This is a genomic window from Gluconobacter oxydans, from assembly GCF_006539685.1.
GTDB classification, from domain to species: domain Bacteria; phylum Pseudomonadota; class Alphaproteobacteria; order Acetobacterales; family Acetobacteraceae; genus Gluconobacter; species Gluconobacter oxydans.
Genome location: NZ_BJNM01000003.1, coordinates 103,037 through 119,792, shown reverse-complemented (window position 1 = coordinate 119,792; position 16,756 = coordinate 103,037). Strand labels below are relative to the sequence as shown.

18 protein-coding genes and 1 tRNA gene are annotated in these 16,756 nt (G+C 61.4%); 14 read left to right on the top strand and 5 right to left on the bottom strand.

Annotated elements, in window-relative coordinates; all coding sequences use genetic code 11:
- Positions 1 to 76 precede the first annotated feature (76 nt).
- A complete protein-coding gene (locus GOX01_RS02450; protein WP_011251654.1) occupies positions 77 to 898 on the top strand; it encodes a DUF1217 domain-containing protein in 822 nt (273 codons plus the stop codon).
- A 77-nt stretch (positions 899 to 975) separates the two neighbouring features.
- The gene (locus tag GOX01_RS02445) at positions 976 to 2,403 is read left to right on the top strand and encodes a pyridoxal phosphate-dependent decarboxylase family protein (protein ID WP_011251653.1); all 1,428 of its coding nucleotides are present in this window, start codon (positions 976 to 978) and stop codon (positions 2,401 to 2,403) included.
- Here the strand turns inward: GOX01_RS02445 and GOX01_RS02440 are convergent.
- The 3 genes from GOX01_RS02440 to GOX01_RS02430 all read right to left on the bottom strand — a co-directional run bounded on the left by GOX01_RS02440 (position 2,357) and on the right by GOX01_RS02430 (position 5,958).
- Complete coding sequence (locus GOX01_RS02440) at positions 2,357 to 4,231, bottom strand: cobaltochelatase CobT-related protein (protein WP_024717300.1); 1,875 nt, start codon at positions 4,229 to 4,231, stop codon at positions 2,357 to 2,359. The two genes, GOX01_RS02445 and GOX01_RS02440, sit on opposite strands and share 47 nt — an antisense overlap.
- Before the next feature lie 4 nt (positions 4,232 to 4,235).
- Positions 4,236 to 5,252 carry a cobaltochelatase subunit CobS gene (gene cobS, locus GOX01_RS02435; protein WP_011251651.1) on the bottom strand — a complete coding sequence of 339 codons (1,017 nt, stop codon included), beginning with the start codon at positions 5,250 to 5,252 and terminating at the stop codon, positions 4,236 to 4,238.
- 85 nt (positions 5,253 to 5,337) lie between these two features.
- On the bottom strand, positions 5,338 to 5,958 hold the full coding sequence (locus GOX01_RS02430; protein ID WP_011251650.1) for a DnaJ domain-containing protein: 621 nt from the start codon (positions 5,956 to 5,958) through the stop codon (positions 5,338 to 5,340).
- Positions 5,959 to 6,027: 69 nt separating this feature from the next.
- On the opposite strand from GOX01_RS02430, the gene GOX01_RS02425 reads away from it, so the two are divergent.
- Positions 6,028 to 6,342, top strand: coding sequence for a BolA family protein (locus tag GOX01_RS02425; protein ID WP_011251649.1), 315 nt, complete (start codon positions 6,028 to 6,030; stop codon positions 6,340 to 6,342).
- Positions 6,339 to 6,932: a LolA family protein gene (locus tag GOX01_RS02420; protein ID WP_011251648.1), complete on the top strand. Its 594-nt coding sequence runs from the start codon at positions 6,339 to 6,341 to the stop codon at positions 6,930 to 6,932. The genes GOX01_RS02425 and GOX01_RS02420 overlap by 4 nt, the downstream gene beginning before the upstream one ends.
- Here the strand turns inward: GOX01_RS02420 and lipB are convergent.
- Positions 6,913 to 7,614 (bottom strand): lipoyl(octanoyl) transferase LipB, encoded by a 702-nt coding sequence (lipB, locus tag GOX01_RS02415; protein ID WP_011251647.1) that lies wholly within the window; start codon positions 7,612 to 7,614, stop codon positions 6,913 to 6,915. The two genes, GOX01_RS02420 and lipB, sit on opposite strands and share 20 nt — an antisense overlap.
- A gap of 59 nt (positions 7,615 to 7,673) precedes the next feature.
- Between lipB and GOX01_RS02410 the strand changes: the two genes are divergently transcribed.
- The 8 genes from GOX01_RS02410 (at position 7,674) to GOX01_RS02375 (ending at position 13,393) form a co-directional block, all read left to right on the top strand.
- A tRNA-Leu gene (locus GOX01_RS02410) sits at positions 7,674 to 7,759 on the top strand.
- Positions 7,760 to 7,989: 230 nt separating this feature from the next.
- Positions 7,990 to 8,874: a UTP--glucose-1-phosphate uridylyltransferase GalU gene (galU, locus tag GOX01_RS02405; protein ID WP_024717301.1), complete on the top strand. Its 885-nt coding sequence runs from the start codon at positions 7,990 to 7,992 to the stop codon at positions 8,872 to 8,874.
- Positions 8,874 to 10,280, top strand: a complete 1,407-nt coding sequence (gene pgmG, locus GOX01_RS02400; protein WP_024717302.1) for a phosphoglucomutase/phosphomannomutase PgmG — start codon at positions 8,874 to 8,876, stop codon at positions 10,278 to 10,280. Before galU ends, pgmG begins: the two co-directional genes overlap by 1 nt.
- A 36-nt stretch (positions 10,281 to 10,316) precedes the next feature.
- On the top strand, positions 10,317 to 10,505 hold the full coding sequence (locus GOX01_RS02395; protein WP_011251645.1) for a DUF3553 domain-containing protein: 189 nt from the start codon (positions 10,317 to 10,319) through the stop codon (positions 10,503 to 10,505).
- Positions 10,502 to 11,272, top strand: a complete 771-nt coding sequence (locus GOX01_RS02390) for a ComF family protein (RefSeq protein WP_255314057.1) — start codon at positions 10,502 to 10,504, stop codon at positions 11,270 to 11,272. The genes GOX01_RS02395 and GOX01_RS02390 overlap by 4 nt, the downstream gene beginning before the upstream one ends.
- Before the next feature lie 7 nt (positions 11,273 to 11,279).
- The gene (gene grxC, locus GOX01_RS02385; RefSeq protein ID WP_011251643.1) at positions 11,280 to 11,537 is read left to right on the top strand and encodes a glutaredoxin 3; all 258 of its coding nucleotides are present in this window, start codon (positions 11,280 to 11,282) and stop codon (positions 11,535 to 11,537) included.
- Positions 11,538 to 12,026 (top strand): DUF2147 domain-containing protein, encoded by a 489-nt coding sequence (locus tag GOX01_RS02380; protein ID WP_011251642.1) that lies wholly within the window; start codon positions 11,538 to 11,540, stop codon positions 12,024 to 12,026.
- A gap of 95 nt (positions 12,027 to 12,121) precedes the next feature.
- Positions 12,122 to 13,393, top strand: coding sequence for a lactonase family protein (locus GOX01_RS02375; RefSeq protein WP_011251641.1), 1,272 nt, complete (start codon positions 12,122 to 12,124; stop codon positions 13,391 to 13,393).
- A gap of 63 nt (positions 13,394 to 13,456) precedes the next feature.
- Here GOX01_RS02375 and ubiG read toward each other — a convergent pair whose 3' ends face one another.
- Positions 13,457 to 14,212 carry a bifunctional 2-polyprenyl-6-hydroxyphenol methylase/3-demethylubiquinol 3-O-methyltransferase UbiG gene (ubiG, locus tag GOX01_RS02370; RefSeq protein WP_011251640.1) on the bottom strand — a complete coding sequence of 252 codons (756 nt, stop codon included), beginning with the start codon at positions 14,210 to 14,212 and terminating at the stop codon, positions 13,457 to 13,459.
- Between the two features lie 174 nt (positions 14,213 to 14,386).
- Here ubiG and GOX01_RS02365 point away from each other — a divergent pair, with 174 nt between their 5' ends.
- Positions 14,387 to 15,712, top strand: a complete 1,326-nt coding sequence (locus GOX01_RS02365; protein ID WP_024717303.1) for an aspartate kinase — start codon at positions 14,387 to 14,389, stop codon at positions 15,710 to 15,712.
- On the top strand, positions 15,709 to 16,752 hold the full coding sequence (locus GOX01_RS02360; RefSeq protein ID WP_011251638.1) for an NAD(P)H-dependent flavin oxidoreductase: 1,044 nt from the start codon (positions 15,709 to 15,711) through the stop codon (positions 16,750 to 16,752). Before GOX01_RS02365 ends, GOX01_RS02360 begins: the two co-directional genes overlap by 4 nt.
- The last annotated feature ends 4 nt before the right edge of the window (positions 16,753 to 16,756 follow it).

The window sequence follows — 16,756 nt, the reverse complement described above, 5'->3', positions numbered from 1 at the left end:
GACAGGAGACGTTAAGACTGTATTAGGGAATGGGGAGATAGAGTGACGGACCTACTCCTTTTTCGGAGAAACGCGCGTGTCTTCCTCCATTTCCGCCATGCCCGCCATTCCGCAGTATGTCTCCATCATCAAGGATGAAGACTCTTCGGCGAACAAGTGGGAAAAAACAAGCGTCTCCGCCCAGCAGGCCGTCACGGCCTTCCAGAAGGATGCGGCTTCGATCAAGACACCGGAGCAGCTTCTGAAAAACTACAAGGCCCTCACGGTAGTGCTCGGGGCCTATGGAATGTCTTCTGTCATTGGTCAGACGGCGGTCCTCAAGGATCTCATGACGCAGGATCCGACCTCGTCCAAATCCCTGGCCCAGACCAGCGGAAATTCGGCTTGGAAGGCGTTTGCGAATGCCTTTTCCGACTGGTCGACTTCCCCCCTGGCGTCTTCCGACACCGTGCAGAGCATCACGCAGAGCTACCTGACCAACAGTTACGAAGACAGCCTGCAGACAGAAACGCCGGGCCTGGGGGATGCGCTGTATTTCACCCGGACGGCCACGACGGATATGACTCTTGCCAATGTGATGGCGGATCCGAAGCTCCTGAAAGTGGCTGAGGTTGTCTCCGGTTTTGACACGACACAGTTCGGTGCCCTGGATTATGATCAGCAGGTCCGTCTGCTTGGATCGAAGCTGGATATGTCCAAACTCAGTACGAAACAGGGAATCCAGCAGTTCGCGCAGCAATATCTTGCCTTGCTGCAGATCCACCCCGTTACGAGCACGACGCCTGCAAGCATGCTGACCCTCTATGGCGGGAGCGGGTCTAGCACGAGCATTCTTTCCCTCTTTACCGGGAACTCGAGTAGCGACAGCAGTTCGTCACTCTATTCTGCGCTGTTCTGAGCGTTTTTCCTGACGTGACATCGACCGGGCGGCCCTGTATCGCAGACACCTGACGGATTTCAGGTGAAGGGATAATCATGGCCGGACTGGACCCTACCGACTGGCGCGACATTCGTGACATCGGGCACCGGATGCTGGACGAGGTTTTTGACCGCATGGAGCATGTGGGAGAGGGGCCCGTCTGGAGACCCATGCCATCTTCTGCCCGGCAGGCTCTGAAGGAAGGATTGCCGGAAAAGGGACATTCCCTCGACGATCTGTACGGGCGTTATCTTGATCTGGTCGTGCCTTATGGTGTGGGGAATACACATCCCGGTTTCATGGGATGGGTGCATGGCGCGGGTACACCGGTCGGGATGCTGGCGGAAATGCTGGCTGGTGGCCTGAATGCGAATTGTGGTGGACGCGATCACGCGCCGATCGAGGTCGAGCGTGAGGTTATTCGCTGGGCCCTGCAGATGGTCGGCATGCCGCAGGACGGTTCGGGCTGTCTGGTAACGGGCTCGTCCATGGCCAATTTCATCAGCGTGATCACGGCAAGCCGGGCGCAGGACCTGTCCATCCGGAAGGAAGGCATCGCTGGCCGCAGGCTCGTGGGTTATGCCGCGACGACTGCTCATGGATGTCTGCCGCGGGCGTTTGATCTGGCAGGGCTGGGAAGCGAAGTGCTGCGGCGTGTCCCCGTTCTGGCGGATCATCGTATGGATGTCAGCGCCTTGCGGGACATGATCGCCGAGGACCGGAAGGCCGGTTTCGTGCCGTTCATGGTTGCGGGCACGGCCGGAACCGTTGACTGCGGGGCGATTGACGATCTGGTGGCGATCGAGGCGGTCGTTCGTGAGGCTGGCCTCTGGTTCCATGTGGATGCGGCATTCGGGGCGTTGGCCTGTCTTTCATCGCGCTTTCAGCCGCAGCTTGCCGGGATAGGGAAAGCAGACAGTCTGGCTTTTGATTTCCATAAATGGGCGCAGGTTCCCTATGACGCGGGCTGCGTTCTGGTGCGCGACAGCCGTAAACATGCGGCGGCTTTTGCGCAGTCCCTGGATTATCTCGTGCGTGAAGAGCGCGGGCTTGCGGCCGGGGCGCCCTGGTTCTGTGACTTCGGGCCGGATCTGTCACGCGGCTTCCGGGCGCTCAAGGTCTGGATGACGCTGGGCCATTACGGGGCCGGGCGCATGGGAGAAATGGTCGAAACATGCTGTGACGTGGCTGCCGATCTGGCGCGGCGCGTGGAGCGGACGGACGGGCTGGTTCTGCTGGCGCCGGTGACGTTGAATATCGTCTGCTTCGGGATCGACGGTCTTGAAGATGCCGAAGTCTCGGAACTGGTGCAGGATCTGCATGAAAGCGGGATCGCCGCGCCGTCCACGACGAAGATCAACGGTCGGCTGGCGGTGCGGGCGGCGATCGTCAATCACCGGACCACGACCGTCCATACCGACCGGATGCTGGACGCCGTTATTGCGCTGCGCGACGAGCGCCTGCAGGCGCGAACAGGGCGCTGAGCTGGGCCATCATGGTTCCGCCGAGGTCTTCGGCGGAGCTGATGGTGACGCTGTTGCGATAATAGCGCGTGACGTCATGGCCGATGCCGATGGCCAGAAGTTCCGTCCCGCGATCCGCCTCGATCCAGGCGATCACCTTTCGCAGATGGTCTTCCAGATAGTTGTGCGGATTGGCGGAAAACGTGCTGTCATCGACCGGCGCGCCATCGGAAATCACCATCAGGATATGGCGGTGTTCCGGGCGGCGGCGCAGCCGTTTCCAGGCCCAGAGCAGGGCTTCGCCGTCGATGTTTTCCTTGAGCAGACCGTCGCGCAGCATCAGGCCCAGATTGCGCCGGGCGCGCCGCAGGGGCGTGTCGGCATCCTTGTAGATGATGTGGCGCAAATCGTTCAGGCGCCCCGGCTGGGGCGTGCGTCCGTTCTTAAGCCAGCGCCCACGGCTCTGGCCACCTTTCCACTGGCGGGTCGTGAACCCAAGAACTTCGACCTTCACGCCGCAGCGTTCGAGCGTGCGGGCCAGAATGTCGCCGCAGATGGCGGCCGTGCCGATCGGGCGGCCACGCATGGAGCCTGAATTATCGATCAGGAGAGTGACGACCGTGTCGCGGAACTCCGTCTCGCATTCATGCTTGCACGAGAGCGGAAGGGTCGGATTGGTCACGACGCGGGACAGGCGCCCGGCGTCGAGAATGCCTTCTTCCTGCTCGAACTCCCAGCGGCGCTGCTGCTGCGCCATGAGGCGGCGTTGCAGCCGGTGTGCAAGGCGTGAGACCAGGCCATGGAGCTGGGACATCTGCTGGTCGAGTTTCTGACGCAGACGGTCCAGTTCGTCGGCGTCACACAGATCGGAGGCGTTCACTTCCTCGTCGAAATCGGTGGTGTACGCTTTATAGGTATTGGGAGCTTCGGAAGGGCCGGTGTCGGCCTGCTGGTCTGAAGGTCCGGCAGCTTCTTCGGTGCCGTCTTCCGACATCTCGGCGGATTCCGTGGCTTCGCTTTCGCCGGAAAGGCCAGTCTCTCCGCTCTCGGGCTGGTAGCCGTCTTCTTCCTCTTCGGTGGCGGCAGGGGCCTGCTGGTCCTGACCTTCTGCCTCAGGTGCGTCGCTGTCCGTCGTTTCCCCTTCGTCGGACGGCAGATCAGACGGGGCCATCTGCTCTTCGTCCTCATCGGGGACGGTTGTGAGCTTGCAGGCGCCGAGGAAGCGGGTTGTGGCGCGAGCGAAGGCCGTCTGGTCGCTCTGGGTGCGGGCCATGTCGGCGAGTGCGGCTTTTGCCGCGGGCGTCAGGGACGCGCGCCATTCATCCAGAGCCGCTCCGGCCTGAACAGGCATGGGATGGCCGCTCATGGCTTCTCGGGCAAGGAGATCCAGCGCGACGGGAGCCGGCATGTCCTCGCGCGTTTTCATCCGGTTGCAGCCAAGTTCGGCGCAATGCTGGGCGACACGCTGTTCCAGATTGGCGCGTACGCCTGCCATGTGGCGCGAGCCGTAGACCTCGCAACGGGCCTGTTCCAGCGCATCGAACGCCTGACGGGCTACGGGCTCAGCCGGTGCGCCTGCGTCTTTCTGGGCATGGTACCGCATCCGCAGGGCAGCGGAATCCGCTGCCCCCCGGATCTTGCGGATTTCCCAGTCGTGCATGTGGCGCGACAGATAGGGCAGTTCCACATTGCCGGCAGCGGCGGCGTTCTGGCGGCTTCCGTTGACGGCCCCCTGAAAATCCACGCCCTGCTCCGGCGCTCCGCCCATGGCGCGCAGAGTGGCGATGGTGGCCTGACGGAAGCGTTCCTGCCGTTCTTCGTCGGTGAGGGAAGTCTTGGGAGCAGACAAGGGATCAGGCCAGCGGTGAGGCGTTGAAGCAGCGCTGGTAGTATTCCGCCACGATTCCGCGCTCGGCCTCATCGCATTTGTTGAGGAAGGTGAGGCGGAAGGAGAACGCCACGTCGTTGAAGATGCGGTTGTTCTCCGCCCAGGCGATGACGGCGCGCGGGGACATGACGGTCGAGATGTCGCCGGCCATGAAGCCGGAGCGCGTGAGGTTCGCCAGGGCGACCATCCGCTCGACCAGCGTCGTGGCGTCCTTGTCTTCTGCGGGGATCTTCAGCTTGGACGTGACGATGCCGACTTCCTGTTCCAGCGGCAGGTAGTTCAGGGTGGCGACGATGTTCCAGCGGTCCATCTGGCCCTGATTGATCTGCTGGGTGCCGTGATACAGGCCGGTCGTATCACCCAGACCCACCGTGTTGGCGGTCGCGAACAGACGGAAAGCGGGGTTCGGACGGATGACGCGGTTCTGGTCCAGAAGGGTCAGATGCCCTTCGGCTTCCAGCACGCGCTGGATAACGAACATCACGTCCGGGCGGCCGGCATCGTATTCGTCGAAGATCAGGGCGCAGGGATGCTGGAGGCACCAGGGCAGCAGGCCTTCGCGGAATTCCGTGATCTGCTTGCCGTCTTTGAGCACGATCGCATCTTTGCCGATCAGATCGATCCGCGAGACATGGCTGTCGAGGTTAATCCGGACGCAGGGCCAGTTCAGGCGTGCGGCGATCTGCTCGATATGGGAGGACTTGCCGGTGCCGTGGAAGCCCTGGACCATGACGCGCCGGTTGAAGGCAAATCCCGCGAGAATGGCCCGGGTGGTGTCCTCGTCGAACTTGTAGGACGGGTCGATGTCGGGGACATGTTCCGTGCGTACGGAATAGGCCGGAACCTGCATGTCCGTGCGGATGCCGAAGACTTCTGCCGAGGAGACCATGAGATCGGGAGCGCCGAGAACGCTGGTCGGGACCGCGGCATTTTCAGCGGTGGTCACGGCTTCCGGGGTGTCAATCGTCGCGAAATCACTCATGGGACTCTTGGGCTTTCTCTGGCTCTTGGATCAGGACGTTCTGGAGAAGATGGAGCCTCGGCGTCCTGTGTTCCAGTCTAAAAATTCAGGAAACGAAATCATCCTGTCGCGTAAAATGGACTTTCAGCACGGCATAGGCCGAGCCGATGGCTTTGAAACGCTCTTCGGATTTCGCATCGCCGATATTGGCATCGGGATGATGCTGGCGGGCGAGGGCGCGATAGCGGGTTTTCACGTCATCGAAAGAGACAGGCCATGTCAGGTCCAGGGTCGCAAGGGGCTGGCGCAGGGGCTCGGGGATTCCGGCGGTCTGGGCAGACGCGCGCTGCCGGGCCGCATCTTTCGCCCGTTCGGCCCGGCTGTGGCGGGTCGCGCCAAGAATGTCGAGCGGGTCGAGGATGTCATCCTCGTTGAACTCGGCCTTGTTGGCCGTGCCGGTGCCGAGCTTCCAGGACGGGCGCTGCCATGAGACGTCAGCCCGCAGATGCGCTTCGATCTGGCCCGGCGTCATACCGCGATAGAAATCCCAGCGGGAATTGTATTCGCGGACATGCTCAAGGCAGAACCAGAAATACGAGCGCAGGGCATCGCGCCCGCGCGGCGCACGGTAGCCCGCAGGTTCGTTGCAGCCCGGATGGTCGCAGACCTGTTCCGGCGCGTCAGGATCGGGATCGAAGGCCCGGTGTCTGGTGGATTTGCGCTGCATGGTGTCTGATATGGGCAATCACAGCCGCACGATGCAAGCGGCCATTCCTCCAGCTGGACGATTTTCATCATGTCTGAAACAGCTTCACGCTCTTCCGCGCCGCACTCCATCCGACGGGAAAGGATCGAGGCGATCCTTCGACGGGAACTTTCGCCCACGACACTCGAGATCCAGGATGACAGCGCCCGTCATGCGCATCATGCCGGGGCGAAAGCTCTTGGGGGCGGTGGGGAGACGCATTTCAATGTCGCCATCACAAGTGCGCGGTTTGACGGACTGAACCGGGTGGCGCGCCATCGGCTGGTCAATGGTCTGCTGGCTGCGGAATTCAGCTCCGGGCTGCATGCGCTGTCGCTGGTTCTGCATGGAGAGAAAACCCCATGAAACGTGCTCTGCTGGCCCTCCTTCTGCTGTCAGGCTGTGCGACGGGTGGCTATGGCCACCTGCCTGCGGCCGAGCAGGACGACGTGCATCGTATCGAGGCCTATCTGAACGGTGTTCAGGGACTGCAGGCCGCCTTCCTGCAACATGGGCCGGATGCCGGGGAGAGCGCGGGGCGTTTTTCCTATATTCCGGGGCATCTGAGGCTGGATTATGTGGCGCCGCATCCGATGGAACTCGTCGCGGGTGACGGGCACCTTGTGCTCGATGATCCGGCAACGGGCGCTGTCACGCATCTGTCGCTGCGTCACAATCCGCTCGGCCTGCTGCTGAAATATCCGATCCGGTTCGATGGTGACGTGCAGGTTACGGATGTGCGGCATGGGGACGGGTCGCTGCAGATTTCGGTCGCGCAGGCGGATAATCCGTCCCAGGGGCTGCTGACGATCCAGTTTTCGGAGGTGAACGGTCAGCTCGGTTTGATCGGGTTGCAGGGCGTGGATGCCCGACAGCATCATTTCGTGGTGGAGCTTTCCGCTGTGCAGCAGGGCGTGGCCATCGCCCCGTCCGTCTTCACGCCGCCTGCGGAATAGAGCCGAACCGTCCGGGCCATGCGGCGGCGAGGGCGTCATCGAGATCCGCCATCGTCAGGCTGCTGTCGAATCGCTGGAGACTGGTGACACCGAACTCGCGGATGCCGCAGGGCACGATTCCATCGAAATCTGTCAGATCGGGACTGACATTGATCGAAACGCCATGCCAGCTGACCCACCGGCTGACGCGGATGCCCAGCGCCCCGATCTTGGCTTCCAGGCCCGTGAGGGGATCGATCGTCCAGACGCCGATCCGGCCCTCTCGGGTAAAGGCCGTGACGCCGAGCCGGGCGAGGGTGTCGGTCATCCAGCCTTCCAGTCCCGCGACAAAAGCGCGCAGGTCGCGGGACGGGACGGTGCCGTTCGGCTTCGTCAGATCCATCATGACATAACCGAGCCTTTGCCCCGGTCCGTGATAGGTCCACTGGCCGCCGCGTCCGGCGGAATAGGTCGGGTAGCCGTGAGGATTGTAGAGGTCCGCATCTTTGGCGGAGGTGCCTGCCGTAAAGACGGGAGGATGCTCGACAAGCCAGACCAGCGGTTCTGCTGTCCCCTGATGAATGGCCCGCGCACGCTCCTCCATGAAGGTCAGGGCCTCGGGGTAGGGAGTCAGTCCCGGGGAAGATTTCCACAAAATTTCTTCACAAATCTCATTTCGGGTCATTGCCCTCGTTTTCGGCATCAGCTATAGCCCCTTCCACACCGGACGGTCATGCACGAAGCAGGGTCGTTTGTCACGGGGCGGCCGTGGCGGAATGGTAGACGCGCAAGCTTGAGGTGCTTGTGGGGGCAACCCCGTGGAAGTTCGAGTCTTCTCGGCCGCACCACTGACATTCAGATGTCGGTGTATCCCAGTAAAAATCAGACATCCCAGTAAAAATCAGACATCACGAAAATAAACCCCACAGGGGAACGAAGCGTTTCCTTGCTGTTCTTTAGTCTGTGCCATCTTGTTGCCAGACTACTGAGACAGGGTTATTCCTCGTTGCGTCCTTGAGAGCGCCTGGACTTCCTGTTCGGCGGTCGGGCGTCATTTTCGGCTGATGTGTGAGGTTTCGTGATCAAGCCACTGAAAAAAGCTGTTCTTCCTGTTGCCGGTCTCGGTACGCGGTTCCTGCCTGCGACCAAGGCCATGCCGAAGGAAATGCTTCCTGTCGTCGATAAGCCGCTGATCCAGTACGCGATCGATGAAGCCCGCGAAGCCGGGATTGAAGAATTCTGTCTGGTGACCGGTCGTGGCAAAGACAGCCTGATCGATTATTTCGACATTGCTTATGAACTTGAAGCAACGCTCAAGGAGCGCGGCAAGAAGAGCGCACTTGAAGCGCTTGCACCCAGCAGTGTGGAAGCGGGCTCCCTTGTGGCCGTGCGGCAGCAGGAGCCGCTGGGCCTGGGTCATGCGATCTGGTGTGCGCGTTCGTTCATCGGGGACGATCCGTTCGCCATTCTGCTCCCGGACGATATCGTCAAGGGACGCAGCTGCATCGGTCAGCTGGTCGAGGCCTACAACCAGACCGGCGGCAATGTCGTGGCAGTCACGGAAGTTCCGTCTGAGCATACGAACCGCTACGGCATTCTGGACGTCGGCAGCGACGACGGTAAGCTGGTCGAGGTCAAGGGACTGGTCGAGAAGCCGGCTCCGGAAGATGCCCCCTCGAACCTGTCCATCATCGGTCGCTATGTGCTGACGCCGGACGTCATGAAGTATTTGGCGAAGCTGGAGCGTGGCGCGGGCAATGAAGTCCAGCTGACGGATGCGATGGCCAAGACGATCGGTGAAGTGCCGTTCCACGGTCTGCGCTATGAAGGCACGCGCTATGACTGCGGTGACAAGGCCGGCTTCCTCGAAGCCCAGATCGCCTTCTCGATCGACCGTGAGGATCTTGGCGGGTCCGTGAAGGCGTTCCTCAAGAAGTACAAGCAGTATGTGGACGCCCCCTGATGCCATTCCGGCATGATTTCGATCCGACGAGCCTGCGGGAATATGATATCCGCGGGATCGTCGGAAAGACGCTGCATCCGGCCGACGCGTTCGCCATTGGTCGCACATTCGCGAGCATGGTGATCCGCGCCGGTGGAAAGCGGATTGTGGTCGGATATGACGGCCGTCTGTCTTCGCCGACGCTGGAAGAGGCGCTGGTCCGGGGCGCCGTCGAATCCGGAGCGGAAGTGACGCGGATCGGATGTGGGCCGACGCCCATGCTCTATTTCGCCTCCGTGGCGGATAGCGCCGATGGTGCCGTCATGGTCACGGGGAGCCATAATCCACCCGATTACAACGGCTTCAAGATGATGATGGGCGGCAAACCGTTTTACGGTGACCAGATCCGAAAACTGGGCCGTCTGTCCGCATCCGGCGACGTTCTTCCCGCGACGAACGGAACTGCGACTAAAATCGATATTTCCGACCGTTATATTGACCGGCTTGTACAGGACTATGATGGTATCCGGCCGCTTCGGGTGGTCTGGGACAATGGCAATTCCGCAGCGGGTGTCGTGCTCAGCCGTCTGGTCGAGCGTCTTCCGGGCGAGCATACGGTTTTGTTCGGAGAGATCGACGGGCATTTCCCGAACCATCATCCCGATCCGACGGTCGAGAAAAATCTTCAGGACCTGATCCGCGTTGTGGACGAAAAGCAGGCCGATCTGGGGATTGCCTTTGATGGTGATGCGGACCGGATCGGTATTGTCGACAATCGCGGCCAGATCTTCTGGGGTGACCAGATGCTGGTTCTGCTGGCGCAGGACGTTTTGAGCCGTCATCCGGGGGCTACGATCATCGCGGATGTAAAAGCCAGCCAGATCCTCTTCGACGAGATCGCAAAGGCTGGTGGACAGCCGCTGATGTGGAAGACGGGTCATTCGCTCATCAAGACCAAGATGGCTGAAACCGGCTCTCCGCTGGCGGGCGAGATGTCCGGGCATATCTTCTTTGCCGACAAGTGGTACGGTTTTGATGATGCGCTTTACGCTGCCGTGCGGGTTCTTGGGATTGTCTCGCGTCTGCCGGGACCGCTTTCGGATTTCCGCGACAGCCTGCCGGTGACGGTTACGACGCCTGAGCTTCGTTTCAACTGCGATGACAAACGCAAGTTCGAGGTCATCACGGAAGTGGCCGAACGTCTGCGGCGAGAGGGCGCGGATGTGTCCGAAATTGACGGTGTTCGCGTCAATACGCCCGATGGCTGGTGGCTGCTTCGGGCTTCTAACACCCAAGCCGTTCTGGTGGCCCGGGCGGAAGCGCGTGACGACGCCGGGCTTGACCGTCTGAAGGCAGCGCTGGCTGCCCAGCTTGAGGCCTCCGGTCTCGAGGCACCTGATTTCTCCGGCGAGAATGCAGGGCACTGACATGGAAGGGGTTCCGGTCTTCTGGCAGGTCTGTCAGTGACCGGGCCCTTTCAGTCCTTTCTTGAGCCTGGACAGATTGTCCAGCATCCCGATCATCCCGACTGGGGCTGGGGCCAGGTCCAGTCGGCTGTGGAAGAGCGGGTGACCGTCAATTTCCAGCATCAGGGGAAGGTCCTGATCGACGCATCCCGAATCACGCTCAAACTGGTACCGCGCACAGGGTGAAACGGCTTCTGACCCGCAGCGCGCGCGTTGTTCTGGATACGCTTCTGCCTCCGACCTGTGCGGCCTGCGGGACGGAAGTCATGACGGAAGGCGCGTTCTGCGGCACGTGTTTCCAGGCCGCTCACCGTATTGTTTCTCCCAGTTGTCACCGTTGTGGCGTTCCATTGGAAAACGAGGGCTTGGGCGGTCCTCAGAACTGCTGTGCGGCCTGTCAGGCCCACCCGCCGGTCTGGCGTTCGGCGCGGGCGGCTTTCGTTTACGATACATGGTCGCGGCGTCTGATCCTGCCACTGAAATATTCTGATCATACTGAAAATGCAGCTGTTATGGGCCGCCAGATGGCATCGGCCGCTGAGGACATGCTGCAGAACGTCACGCTTGTCGTGCCCGTTCCGCTGTATCGCACCCGTCTGTGGAAACGGCGTTACAATCAGGCTGCCCTGATGGCACAGGGCGTTTCACGGCTTGCGGGTCTGCCCTGTGTGGTGGACGCTCTTCAGCGTGTCCGCTCCACGCGCGCACTGGCCCGCCTGTCTGCGGGGGAGCGTGAGCGAGAGATGGAACATGCTGTTCGGGTGAGGAAAGGACGTGGAGCGCGGATAGAAGGACAGGCCGTCCTGCTTGTGGATGACGTGCTGACGACAGGGTCCACGGCATCGGCCTGCACGATGGCTCTGATGAAGGCCGGTGCGGCGAGTGTGGATATTTTGGTTGCAGCGCGGACCGGGAGAGTGGATGAACAGAACCCGCGCTTTGTCCAGGAATGAGGATCCTATGTCGAAAGTCGAGATTTATACCCAGCCTGGATGTCCTTACTGCGTGCATGCCGTCAGCCTGCTGCGCTCCAAGGGGATAGAGTTTCAGGAAATCAATGCGCCTCACGGATCGGCCGAGCGCGAGGAGTCCATCCGTCGATCCGGCCGCCGGACCGTGCCGCAGACATTTGTGGACGGTAAGGGGCTGGGGGGGTGTGATGACCTGATGGCGCTTGATCGTGCGGGGCGTCTCGATGCCCTGCTGGGCAAGGTCTGAATGCGGGGAGCAGGCTTTTTCGCGGCTGTCCTGCTGGCTGTGTCATCACTTTCCTGTGTCCCGGCACAGGCGCAGACATCCGCTTCAGCAGGTGCGGCTCCTTCGGATATTCCCGAAGAGGGGCTGTGGCTGTCCGAGGAGCATGACGGTCTGTTTTCCATTGAGCCCTGCGGTCACATGCTCTGCGGACAGCTGATTGGCATGGCTTATGACGGGGCTGTTCCCAAGGATGTGTGGGGGCGGTCGCAGTGTGGAATCCGTATGCTGACAGACTTTGTCCCAATTGAGGACCGCAAGTGGCAGGGTCATATTCTTGATCCGCGGACCGGACGGGTCTATCAGGCGCGGATATGGGTGTCTGAGCCCAATGTCCTGAAACTGCGCGGATTCGTTCTGGGAATGCCCCTTCTGGGGGAAACCCAGACCTGGACCCGCTATGCTGGTCCACCCGTGGGGCCGCAATGCAAACTGCCGAAGGACGTCCACTGAACCAGTGGCCGGGAAACCGGTATCGGGGTCGGGAATGCGTCTTTTCCTGGTAGCGGGCGTTATCCCTGCCATACTGAAAGGAATGCAGATCCATCATGTCCCACCCTGTTTCCCGCCGTAATTTTGCGGTCGGACTGGTTGCCGGCGTTGCTGCGGCCGGCACCGGCGTCGCCGGGGCCGCTGACCCTGAAAAGGCAGTTCCGACACCTCCGCCACCGCCGAAGCCGGTTGCAAAGACGATCTGTTTCGTCGGCGGATATACGAAACATGGGCCGCCGGGAGGTGGAACCGGGAACGGACAGGGGATTTCCGTTTTCGATATGGATCGCGATACGGGCGTTCTGACGCCGATCACGACCTTCACGGATATCGCCAGCCCGTCTTTCCTTGCGATTTCGAAGGACCAGCGCTTCCTGTACGCGCTGAGCGAGATTGACGATTTCAACAAGGATGGGGACGGCTCCGTCACGGCATTTGCGATCGATCCCAAGACAGGTTCGCTGCGCAAGCTGAACGTTGTCAGCTCGAAAGGTGCCGTTCCGGCCCATCTGAGCATCCACCATTCGGGTCGCTACGTACTGGTCGCCAACTATGTGGGTGGCTGCGTTGCCGTCCTGCCGATCCGCTCGGACGGATCGCTGGGTGAGGCATCGGACGTCGTGCACAATACGGGACCGCGCCAGCCGGAGCGGGCTTCGGATAATCCGCAGGGCAATTTCGCCGTGTCCGATCACTCGGGTTCACATCCGCACATGATCCATTCGGACCCGAGCGGCAAGTTCGTGCTGGCGGATGATGCGGGCCTGGACCGCGTCTACATGTGGACGCTGAACATCGATACCGGCAAGCTGATCCCGGCCAAGACGCCTTATTACGACATGGAACCGGGCTCGGCGCCCCGCCACTTCCAGTTCAACCATTCCGGCCGCATCCTGTACAATCTGTGCGAGCAGGATTCGAAGGTTGTCGTTTCCAATTTCGACCCGGCAACGGGCGCGATCAGCGACATTCAGACCGTCAGCACGGTGACGTCGCATTTCCGTGGTTCGACGCTTGCGGCGGAAATCTTGATCTCGGCCAGTGGCAAGTTCGTCTATGTCTCCAACCGTCTGGGTGATTCGCTAGCCGTGTTCGCCATCGGCGCGGACGGAACGCTGACCCTTCAGGACGAGGTCTGGATGCATGCGGATTACGGTCGCGCTCTGATGTTTGATCCGTCTGGAGCATTCCTGTTCTGCGCCAACCAGCGCTCGGATGCCGTGACCTCTTTCAAGGTGGACAAGAAGACGGGCGAAATTGCGTTTACGAACAATTTCACCCCCGTTGGCAGCCCGACGACCTTTGCGTTCATGAACACACAGGTCTGATCGAGCACTAATCCGAAAAGAGCGGTTGTAGCAAAATGATATGCTGCAACCGCTCTTTTTTGTTCAGTCCTTGCGGAAGATCGCGATGTAATTAATGCCGGTATCACGGCTTTCGCGCCACTGGAACGGGACGTAGCTCATCCCGGCGATGTCCAGCATGCGCAGGCCAGCACGGCGGGCCATGGCGGCGAGTTCGTCTGGCTTGATGAACTTTTTCCAGTCATGCGTGCCCACCGGCAACATCCGCAGCAGATATTCCGCGCCAAGCTTGGCGACGGCAAAGGAGCGCGGTGTCCGGTTCAGGGTGGACACCGCGACCATGCCTCCCGGTTTCGTCAGCGTGGCCAGCATGATCAGGAAGTCCTGCGGGTCATTGACGTGCTCGATGACTTCCAGGGCGTTGACGACATCAAAGCGCGCACCTTCCGCAACGAGATCTTCCGCGCTGCCATTGCGATAGGACAGGGAGGCTGCCTCTGGTGGCAGGGGATGGGCGGCCAGATGCGCTTCAGCCGCGCGGATGCCAGCCGCACTGGCATCGATTCCGAGTGTGTTGAAGCCGAGTTTGGCATAGGCCTCGCTGGCCAGACCAGCACCGCAGCCGATATCGAGCAGGCTCAGAGGCCCCGAAGACGCCTTGCGCAGGGGGGCGACATGACGGCTCACCCATTCGGTGCGGAGCGGGTTCATGGCATGCAGCGGGGCCATGGGGCCGCGCGGATTCCACCAGTCCTCGGCCAAGGCGCTGAAATGGGCGATCTCGGATTCCGATACGGACGAGCGTCTGGAATCCTGTCCCGAGGATGTTTCTGTGAGCATCAGAATTCTCCTTCTGTGTGCCTGTCTGCCGCACGTCATCTGGACGTGGCGGAGTGAGACGAGTATGTGGACCGGCAGAGTCTGTCCAGGTGCCGGGTGGTTTGCATGTCTTTGCCGTACCCGATGCCAGACCCGAGCGCGCAACGCCAGACACGTACTGGAGCCTTATCCGCGATGTCCATGCCCGATACGCCCGTCCACGACCAGGTTTCCGGTCGTGCCGATCCCCATGCCGCCATCAAGGGCGAAAGCGGGAAACGGAAGACGGTTGTCATGAAATTCGGCGGCACGTCCGTCGGGAATATCGAGCGCATCCGGAACGTTGCAAAACGCGTGAAAGCGGAACATGACCGCGGCCGCCGTGTGGCCGTCGTGGTCTCCGCCATGGCCGGTGTCACGAACCGGATGGTCGGATACTGCGCCGAGTTGGACCCGCTGGCGGATCCGAAGGAATACGATGCCGTTGTAGCCGCCGGCGAGCAGGTGACGAGCGGCCTTGTGTCCATCGCGCTTCAGGCGCTTGGCGTGAAGGCGCGGTCGTTCCAGGGCTGGCAGATCCCGCTCGTGACGGACGACGCACATGGCAAAGCCGCCATCGAGAGCGTGGACGGCACGGCGCTTCTGGCCTGCCTGGATGATGATGTCGTGCCGGTTGTGGCCGGCTTCCAGGGCGTCGGCCCCGATGGCCGCATCGCGACGCTGGGACGTGGCGGATCGGACACGTCCGCCGTGGCCGTCGCGGCTGCCATCAACGCCGATCAGTGTGATATTTATACCGATGTGGACGGGATCTACACGACCGATCCGCGCATCGTGAAACGCGCCAAGAAGCTGGATCGCATCACCTATGAGGAGATGCTTGAACTGGCTTCGGTAGGCGCCAAGGTACTTCAGACCCGCAGTGTCGGTCTCGCCATGCGCGAGGGTGTCCGTGTGCGGGTGCTGTCATCATTCGCCGAGACGGATGACGACAGCGGTTCGATTGTGGTTGATGAGGACGAGATCATGGAGAAGGAACTGGTTGCGGGGATTGCCAACTCGCATGACGAAGCGAAAATCTCCGTGCGGAACATTCCGGACCGTCCGGGCATTGCCGCCGCGATTTTCGATCCGCTGGCAGCCGCGAACATCAATGTTGACATGATCGTCCAGAGCGTCGGCGTGGACAACATGACGAACATGACCTTCACGGTCAGCAAGGCCGACGAGGCCGCTGCCCGCGCCGTGCTGGAGAAGGCCCGCGAATACGTCCAGTATGGAGAGCTGATCACGTCGCACAACGTGGTGAAGATCAGTGTCGTGGGTATCGGCATGCGCTCGAATGCCGGTCTGGCCGCGCGGATGTTCCGCACGCTGGCCGATCGCGGCATCAATGTGCAGGTCATCTCCACGAGCGAGATCAAGATCTCCGTCCTGATCGATTCCGAATATACCGAACTGGCCATGCGCGCTCTGCACACGGCTTATGGCCTTGATGCCAAAGAGGGAGCCGACGCGTGAGCGAAACCCTGAACGCCCGCGCGACGCTGGACCGGCTGTGGAAGCCGGGCTGTGACTTCCTCGGGAGCGAAGTCGCGATCCTCGGGGGCGCCATGTCCTGGGTCAGCGAGCGGCATCTGGTTTCCGCGATTTCCAATGCCGGCGGATTCGGTGTCATCGCCTGTGGTGCGATGTCGCCCGAGCGTCTGGAAGAGGAAATCGTTGCCACGCAGGCGATGACGAAGCGCCCGTTCGGCGTGAACCTCATCACCATGCATCCCCAGCTGGACCGGCTCGTGGATGTGTGTCTGGCACACAATATCTCGCATATCGTGCTCGCGGGCGGCGTGCCGAACAGCGCCACGATCCGCAAGGTGCGCGATGGCGGGGCGAGGGCGATCGGTTTCGCTCCGGCTCTGGCTCTTGGCAAGCGTCTGGTGCGCATGGGCATTGAGGCTCTCGTGATCGAAGGCTCGGAAGCCGGCGGCCATGTCGGTCCGGTTTCGCTGACGGTTCTGGCGCAGGAAATCCTGCCGCATATCCGTGATGTTCCCGTGTTCGTTGCTGGTGGGCTGGGCCGTGGTGACGCGATCCTGTCCTATCTGGAACAGGGCGCGGCCGGTGCGCAGCTCGGAACGCTGTTTGCAGCCTCCGAAGAGAGCATCGCGCATGAGAACTTCAAGAAGGCCTTCCTGCGCGCCAATGCCCGCGATGCGGTGACGACCGTGCAGCTCGATGAGCTGTTCCCGGTCATCCCGGTGCGTGGTCTTTCGAATGAAGGGGGCCGGAACTTCGCGCGCCTGCAGGGCGAGGCACTCCGGAAGTTCCAGAGTGGCGAGCTGACTAAGGAAGAAGCCCAGCTCTCGATCGAGCATTACTGGGCCGGTGCCCTGCGTCGTGCCGTCATCGACGGTGACGTGGAGACGGGTTCGGTCATGGCTGGTCAGTCCGTGGGCATGGTCAAGGAAGTCCGTCCGGTCGCCGAAATCATCGCGACGCTGGTTGAGCAGGCCGTGGATGCCATCAGGCAGCGCGAAACCCGCATCCACGCGCCAAGCTAACGGA

Coding starts and splice junctions, on each gene's coding strand:
- grxC (WP_011251643.1), top strand. CDS start 11,280: ATGTCGAAAGTCGAGATTTATACCCAGCCTGGATGTCCTTACTGCGTG.
- ubiG (WP_011251640.1), bottom strand. CDS start 14,212: ATGCTCACAGAAACATCCTCGGGACAGGATTCCAGACGCTCGTCCGTA.
- cobS (WP_011251651.1), bottom strand. CDS start 5,252: ATGAGTGATTTCGCGACGATTGACACCCCGGAAGCCGTGACCACCGCT.
- pgmG (WP_024717302.1), top strand. CDS start 8,874: ATGCCATTCCGGCATGATTTCGATCCGACGAGCCTGCGGGAATATGAT.
- GOX01_RS02445 (WP_011251653.1), top strand. CDS start 976: ATGGCCGGACTGGACCCTACCGACTGGCGCGACATTCGTGACATCGGG.
- GOX01_RS02425 (WP_011251649.1), top strand. CDS start 6,028: ATGTCTGAAACAGCTTCACGCTCTTCCGCGCCGCACTCCATCCGACGG.
- GOX01_RS02365 (WP_024717303.1), top strand. CDS start 14,387: ATGTCCATGCCCGATACGCCCGTCCACGACCAGGTTTCCGGTCGTGCC.
- GOX01_RS02375 (WP_011251641.1), top strand. CDS start 12,122: ATGTCCCACCCTGTTTCCCGCCGTAATTTTGCGGTCGGACTGGTTGCC.
- GOX01_RS02420 (WP_011251648.1), top strand. CDS start 6,339: ATGAAACGTGCTCTGCTGGCCCTCCTTCTGCTGTCAGGCTGTGCGACG.
- lipB (WP_011251647.1), bottom strand. CDS start 7,614: ATGCCGAAAACGAGGGCAATGACCCGAAATGAGATTTGTGAAGAAATT.
- GOX01_RS02430 (WP_011251650.1), bottom strand. CDS start 5,958: ATGCAGCGCAAATCCACCAGACACCGGGCCTTCGATCCCGATCCTGAC.
- GOX01_RS02380 (WP_011251642.1), top strand. CDS start 11,538: ATGCGGGGAGCAGGCTTTTTCGCGGCTGTCCTGCTGGCTGTGTCATCA.